General features: G+C 73.5%; 5 protein-coding genes and 1 pseudogene. All 6 read left to right on the top strand.

What is annotated here, in order from left to right; all coding sequences use genetic code 11:
* Positions 1-90 precede the first annotated feature (90 nt).
* The 6 genes and pseudogenes from pelF to ACIQOV_RS19395 all read left to right on the top strand — a co-directional run bounded on the left by pelF (position 91) and on the right by ACIQOV_RS19395 (position 6,876).
* The gene (gene pelF, locus ACIQOV_RS19370; RefSeq protein WP_401049947.1) at positions 91-1,608 is read left to right on the top strand and encodes a GT4 family glycosyltransferase PelF; all 1,518 of its coding nucleotides are present in this window, start codon (positions 91-93) and stop codon (positions 1,606-1,608) included.
* A 100-nt stretch (positions 1,609-1,708) separates the two neighbouring features.
* The gene (locus tag ACIQOV_RS19375) at positions 1,709-3,235 is read left to right on the top strand and encodes a hypothetical protein (protein ID WP_401049950.1); all 1,527 of its coding nucleotides are present in this window, start codon (positions 1,709-1,711) and stop codon (positions 3,233-3,235) included.
* A 136-nt stretch (positions 3,236-3,371) separates the two neighbouring features.
* Positions 3,372-4,364 carry an SDR family NAD(P)-dependent oxidoreductase gene (locus ACIQOV_RS19380; RefSeq protein ID WP_380547479.1) on the top strand — a complete coding sequence of 331 codons (993 nt, stop codon included), beginning with the start codon at positions 3,372-3,374 and terminating at the stop codon, positions 4,362-4,364.
* A gap of 75 nt (positions 4,365-4,439) precedes the next feature.
* Positions 4,440-5,141: pseudogene (locus ACIQOV_RS19385) on the top strand (NDP-sugar synthase); the annotation flags it as partial.
* Positions 5,142-5,266: 125 nt separating this feature from the next.
* Positions 5,267-6,184, top strand: coding sequence for an NAD-dependent epimerase/dehydratase family protein (locus tag ACIQOV_RS19390; protein ID WP_401049952.1), 918 nt, complete (start codon positions 5,267-5,269; stop codon positions 6,182-6,184).
* Positions 6,181-6,876, top strand: a complete 696-nt coding sequence (locus ACIQOV_RS19395; protein WP_401049954.1) for a spherulation-specific family 4 protein — start codon at positions 6,181-6,183, stop codon at positions 6,874-6,876. The genes ACIQOV_RS19390 and ACIQOV_RS19395 overlap by 4 nt, the downstream gene beginning before the upstream one ends.
* Positions 6,877-7,055 lie beyond the last annotated feature (179 nt).

Raw genomic sequence — 7,055 nt, forward strand, 5'->3', positions numbered from 1 at the left:
GTCGGGCCGGTCACCCGGCCCGACCCCACCACGGCTCCCGTTCCGGCCATCCAGGCCGGAACCGACGCAAGAACAGGAGGGGGGACAGGAATGCGCGTCACCCTGCTCACCGAGGGGACGTATCCGCACCAGCACGGCGGCGTGAGCGTCTGGTGCGACCAGCTCGTTCAAGGCATGCCGGACGTCGAGTTCGACGTCATCGCCGTCACCGGAACCGGGCACGAACCACTGGCCTGGGAGCTGCCCGCCAACGTGCGGTCGGTCACCACCGCACCGCTCTGGGGGCCGGCCTCGGAAGGCCGACCGCCCCGCGGCAAGGAGATGCGGCGCTTCCTCAACGCGTACGAGCGCTTCCTGCACTCCATCCTCGACCCGGTCTACACCACCCACTTCGGCACCGAGCTGTACAACTTCGCCGACCTCGCCCGGCACGGGCTGCTCAGCCCGGCGCTGCGCAGCGAGCGCGCGCTGCGCACCCTCCAGCACGTCTGGACCCGCGACTACCTGCCGACCGCCGTCTCCCGGCCCACCCTGCACGACGCCCTGAACGCCACCGACCTGCTGGAGCACGCCCTGCGGCCGCTCTCGGTCGAGCCGCCGAAGGAGGGCGTCGCGCACGCGGCCAGTGGCGGGCTCGCCACCCTGCCCGGGCTGATCGCCGCCCAGCAGTACGGCGTACCGTTTCTGCTCACCGAGCACGGCATCTACCTGCGCGAGCGCTACCTCGGCTACCGCACCGGCCCGTACCGCTGGCCGGTCAAGGCGTTGCTGCTCGGCTTCTACCGGATGCTCGCCGAGGAGAGCTACCGGCAGGCCGCGCTGGTCACCCCCGGCAACCGGTACAACCGGCGCTGGGAGGAGCGCGGCGGCACGCCGTCCTCGCACATCCGCACCGTCTACAACGGGGTGGACCCGGCCGCCTTCCCGCCGGCCGGTCCCGAGCCCGAGACGCCGACCCTCAGCTGGGCCGGCCGGGTCGACCCGATCAAGGACCTGGAGACGCTGATCCAGGCCTTCGCCATCGTGCAGCGCGAGATCCCCGAGGCGCGGCTGCGGCTCTTCGGCGGCACTCCCAAGGGCGGCGAGGCGTACCGGGACCGCTGCATAGCCCTGGCCGCCGAGCTCGGCATAGCCGACTCGGTGGCCTTCGAGGGCCGCGTCGCCGACATCACCGACGCGTACGCGGCGGGCAACGTGGTCATGCTCTCCAGCATCAGCGAGGGCTTCCCGTTCACCCTGATCGAAGCGATGTCCTGCGGCCGCGCGACCGTCTCCACCGACGTCGGCGGCGTGCGCGAGGCCGTCGGCGACACCGGACTGGTCGTCCCGCCGCGCGAGCCCGAGCCGATGGCGGCCGCCGCGATCGAGCTGCTGCGCGACGCCGAACGGCGCGCCCGGCTCGGCGAGGGCGCCCGGCTGCGGGTGATCGAGCAGTTCACCCTCCGCCAGAACATCGACGGCTTCCGCGGGATCTACACCGAACTCCTGGGCACCGCCCGCTGGATGCCCGGCGGCATGGTCGCCGTCACCGACCAGGTCCCCAGCCCCGACTGGGACCAGCAGCTGGCCTCCGCCGCCCGCCCCGAGCCGAGCGAGGTCGGAGCGTGAACCGGCGCCCGGAGCACCCCCGGCCGGCGGCCGGGGGAGAGAGAACCGTCGAGAAGCGCGTGTCCCGCGAAGCGGCCGCCGAGCACAACGAGGTCGGAGCATGAGCGGTCCATTGCGACTGGTTCCGGACGAAGCCGGACCCGAGCACACCATGCAGCTGCGCACCCTGCCGCTCAAGCGCCGCCGCCCCGCCCAGCCGGAGCAGGAGCCGGAGCCCGAGGAGTCGCTCTACCTCTCCGCGGACCCGCTGGACGAACTCGCCGAGCGCCTGCGCGACGTCTGCGCCGACGCCGTCCACCCGTACGAGATCGCGGCCTTCCTGGAGTCCGACGGCCTCTCGGACGAGCAGGCCGCCCTGCTGTACGGCCGCCCCGACGCGTTCACCGTCGCCGAGGAGCTGTTCGAGAAGGTCCAGCGCCGCTACCCCGGCCCGAGCTCCGAGTTCGCCAACCCCTGGCGGGCCGATCCCTGGCGCTGCGTGGTGCGCGGCCTGGTGTTCGCCCTGCCGGGGCTCGGCTACCTGCTCGGCGCCAGCCTGTTCGCGACCACCCGGATGCGCTTCGGCCTGCCCTCGGGCATGCTCGCGCTGTCCGTCGCCACGCTGGTCAGCTGGGGCTTCAACCAGGCGCTGGCGCACCGCTCCTACCGCTGGCTGGGCCGGATGCGCCGCCGCGAGGCCGCGGTCTGCCTGGCCGTCGGCGCCCCGGTCGGCGCGCTGGTCGCGTCCGCCGCCGCGTACGTGGTCGGCGGGCCGCTCGGCGCGCTGTCCTTCGCCGCCGGACAGTCCTGCTACCTGGGCGCGGCCACCGTGCTGCTGGTGCTCGGGCGGGAGAAGTTCCTGCTGCTGGCGCTGGCCCCGGCCTCGGTCGGCGCGGGCGTGGTGCTGGCGGTGGACGTTCCGCAGCTGGTCCGAACGGTCGTGCTGCTCGCCTCGGTGGCGCTGGCGGTCGGACTGGCCGCCCGGGAGCTGCTGGTCTGCATCCGCGGCGGCGAGCGCGAGTCCGTGGCGCTGAGGCTGCCGGTCCGCCAGGAGGTCCCGCACCTGCTGTTCGGCCTGGCCTGCGGCGCGCTCACGCTGATCGCCGGCCTCGGCGGGACCATCCACCAGGCCGTGCAGTCCGGCGGCCACCCCGCGCAGGAGACCTCGACCACCCCGACCGGACCGGCCATGATCGCGCTGACGCTCAGCCTGGGCCTCGCCGAGTGGCTGCTCTTCCGCTACCGGGCACTGGCGGTCGCCGCACTGCGCACCAGCCACACCAGCGGCCAGTTCTCCCGCCGCACCGGCGCGATCCTGCTCGGCTGCCTGTTCATCTACCTCACCACCGTGGCCGCGCTGGACGCCGCCGCGACCGTGCTGTGGCCCGGCGCCCCCGCGCTCGGCGTGCCGCAGCTCGGCGCGATGCTGCTCCTCGGCGGCTCGCTCTGGCTGGCGCTGCTGCTGAACGCCTTCGGGTTCAGCTGGAGCACCGCCCTCGTCTGTCTGGCCGCCGCGGTCGCCGAGAGCGCCGGGCTGCTGACAGGTGCGGACCCGATCGTCCTGCAGCTGATCGGCTGCGGGGCGGCCGCCACCGTCCTCACCGCACTCGCCGGGCCCGCGCTCGGCCGCACCACCCAGCACCGCTGAACACATCGAATATCCCGCACGCCTCCATTCGCGTGCACCGCCGTACCCGTTTCACCTGAGACACCCACCGGGCCTACGGCGGCCGGCCACCGCAGGGCGTCCGGCCGCCCCGGCAGATCGAGAAAGCGAAATCCGCATGAGCAGCGTCGCGGTTACCGGAGCCGAGGGCTTCATCGGCTCCCACCTCGTCGAGACCCTGGTCGCCGACGGGCACCACGTCCGCGCGATGGTCCAGTACAACTCCTTCTCGTCCTTCGGCTGGCTGGAGACCCTGTCCGAGGAGGTGCTGGACTCGGTCGAGATCGTCCTCGGCGACGTCCGGGACCCGGGCTCGGTCAACGGCCTGGTCAAGGGCACCGAGGCGGTCTACCACCTGGCCGCCCTGATCGCGATCCCGTACTCCTACCGCGCCCCCCACTCGTACGTCGACACCAACGTCACCGGCACCCTGAACGTGCTGGAGGCGGTGCGCCACCTGGAGATCCCCCGCCTGGTGCACACCTCCACCAGCGAGACCTACGGCACCGCGCAGACCGTGCCGATCACCGAGGACCACCCGATCAACACCCAGTCCCCGTACGCCGCCTCCAAGGCCGGCGGGGACCGGCTGGCCGACAGCTACCACGCCAGCTTCGAGACCCCGGTCGTCACCCTGCGCCCGTTCAACACCTTCGGCCCGCGCCAGTCGATGCGCGCCGTCATCCCGACCGTGATCGCCCAGGTCGCGGCCGGCCAGACCGAGATCACCCTCGGCGACCTGCGCCCGACCCGCGACTTCACGTTCGTCAAGGACACCGCCAACGCCTTCCGCACGGTGGGCACCGCGCCCGCCGAGTCGGTGGTCGGCCGGACCTTCAACGCCGGCACCGGCGGCGAGATCTCGGTCGGCGACCTGGTCACCCTGGTCGGCAAGCTGATGGGCGTGGACCTGGTGGTGAAGGAGGACGAGCAGCGCATCCGTCCGACCAACTCCGAGGTCATGCGTCTGGTCGCGGACGCGACCCGGCTGCGCCGGGCCACCGGCTGGGCCCCCGGCTTCAGCCTGGAGCAGGGCCTGGAGCAGACCATCGAGTTCTTCCGCGACCCGGCCAACCTGGCCCGCTACAAGACCGACATCTACAACGTCTGACCCGCCGTAACCGATCTTGCTCGTCCTGGTAACCAAGGTTCGTGTCCTGCACATCCTTTCCGTGGGGGAAACACCATGCACGCAGTGATCCTGGCCGGCGGTAAGGGCGTCCGTCTCCGCCCGTACACCACCGCGCTTCCCAAGCCGCTCGTTCCGATCGGCGACCAGCACGCGATCCTGGAGATCGTGATGCGCCAGCTCGCCGCCGCGGGCTTCCAGAGCGTCACCCTGGCCATCGGCCACCTCGGCCACATCATCCGCGCCTACGTCGGCAACGGCTCCCAGTGGGGCCTGCGGGTCGGCTACGCCGTCGAGGACAGCCCGCTCGGCACCATGGGCCCGCTGCTCACCATGCAGGACCGCCTGCCCGAGCACTTCCTGGTGATGAACGGCGACATCCTGACCGACCTGGACTTCGCCGGGGTGCTCAAGCACCACGAGGCGTCCGGTGCCCCGCTGACCATTGCCACCTATGCCCGTCAGGTCAAGATCGACTTCGGCGTGCTGACCGCCGAAGAGGGCACCATCACCGGCTTCCAGGAGAAGCCCAGCATCGACTACCGCGTCTCGATGGGCGTGTACGGCGTCTCCCGCTCGGCGCTCGCCAAGTACACCCCCGGCCTGCCGCTGGGCTTCGACGAGCTGGTGCTGGACCTGCTGGCCGCCGGGACCCCGCCGTCCGCGTACGAGTTCGGCGGCTACTGGCTGGACATCGGCCGGCCCGACGACTACGACCGGGCCAACGCCGAGTTCTCGACCATCCGCCCGGTCCTGATGCCCTTCGAGTCGACCGCCACCACGCCGAGCGTCGCGGAACTGCCGATCCCGGCCGCCCGCACCGCCCCGGACGACGAGCACGCCGAGCCCGCCACCGCGGGCGCCGAGAGCGACGGACGGGCCGCGTGAGAATTCTGCTCCTCGGCGGCGACGGCTTCCTCGGCCGTCACGCCACCGCCGTCCTGCGGTCACTGCCCGGTGCCACCGTGCTGACCGCGGGGCGGCGGCCCGCCCACGATCTCCGGCTGGACCTGGCCACCGCCCAGGCCGGCCCGCTCGGCGAGGAACTGTCCGCGCTGGCCCCCGACGCGGTGGTCAACTTCGCCGGCGCGGTGGCCGGCAGCGCGGTCAAGCTCGCCGAGGTGAACGCCCGCGGCCCGGCGGTGCTCTGCGAGGCGCTCTCCCTCGGCGCCCCGAAGGCCCGCCTGGTGCACATCGGTTCGGCCGGCGAGTACGGCGTCTGCGGACAGGGCGAGTCCCTGACCGAGGACGCCGACGCGCGCCCGGTCGGCGTGTACGGCGCGACCAAGCTGGCCGGCTCCCTCGCGGTGGCCGGCTCGCCGCTGGACGCCGTGGTGCTGCGGGTGTTCAACCCGGTCGGCCCCGGCGCCCCGGCGGGCTCACTGCCCGGCCGGCTGGCCGCCGAGCTGCGCCGGGTGGCGCCCGAGGGCGCCGACGGCGTGATCACGGTCGGCGACCTCTCCGCCTACCGCGACTTCGTCGACGCCCGGGACGTGGCCGGGGCGGTCGGCCTGGCCGTCACCGCCGACCGTCCGCTGCCCCGGGTGCTCAACCTGGCCTCCGGCCGGGCCCGGCAGGTCCGGGCGATCGCCGACGGGCTGGTCGCCGCGGCCGGCTTCACCGGCCGGATCGACGAGAGCGGGGCGGGCTCCGAACGCTCGGCCGCGGTCTCCTGGCAGCAGGCCGACGTGTCGGCCGCCGCCCGGGAGCTCGGCTGGCGGCCGGAGACGGACCTCGCCGACACCCTGCGCGACCTGTGGCTCGGCACCGCCGGGCCCACGCCCGACCCGGTGGTCGCATGACCACCGGGCAGACCCCCGACGGCCGCCTGCTGGTGCCGCTGTACGTCCACCCCGCGGTGGACCCGGCGGCCTGGCAGGCGGTCGCCGCCGCCGACCCCGCCCGGATCGCCGCCGTCGTGCTCAACCTCGCCGACGGTCCGGGCGAGGTCCCGGACCACGTCTTCGCCGAGGCGGCCGACCGACTGCGCGCCGCCGGCCTGCCGCTGGTCGGCTACACCGACACCGACTACGGCCGCCGCCCGCACGCGGCCGTGGTGGCCGACATCCTGACCTACCGTCAGCGCCACGGCATCACCGGCGTCTACTTCGACCAGGTCACCACCCACCGGGGCGCGCTCGCGCACTACCGGCGGCTGGCCACGGCCGCCCGCGCGGCCGGCTGCGGCACCGTGGTGTTCGGCCACGGCGAGCACCCGGACCCGGGCTACGCGGAAGTCGGCCTGGCCGACCTGCTGGTGACCTTCGAGGGCGACTGGGACGCCTACCGCGACATGACGCTGCCGCTGTGGACCGGCAGGCATGCGGCCTCCCGCTTCTGCCACCTGGTCTACGACGTCCCCACCGAGAACGCCCAGGACGCCGCCGCCCTGATCGCCGCCCGGCGAGCCGGCGTCGGCTGCGCCGTACCGGGAGCCGGGGAGAACCCCTGGCGCACCCTGCCGTACGGCCTGAACGCCGCTGAACTGACCTGACCCGATCCGGAGTTCGACTACCGTGAACCGTCGCAACCGGCTGCTTCCGGCCACCCTGGCCCTCGCCACCGCCACCGCCCTGCTGGTCAGCTCGTGCAGCAGCTCGGGATCGGAGGACGACCAGGACTCGGCCGACGGCACCCCGAGCAACTCCCCCGCGGCCACCGCGCCGAGCACCC

The organism is Kitasatospora sp. NPDC091257, assembly GCF_044757675.1.
GTDB lineage: Bacteria > Actinomycetota > Actinomycetes > Streptomycetales > Streptomycetaceae > Kitasatospora > Kitasatospora lactacystinica.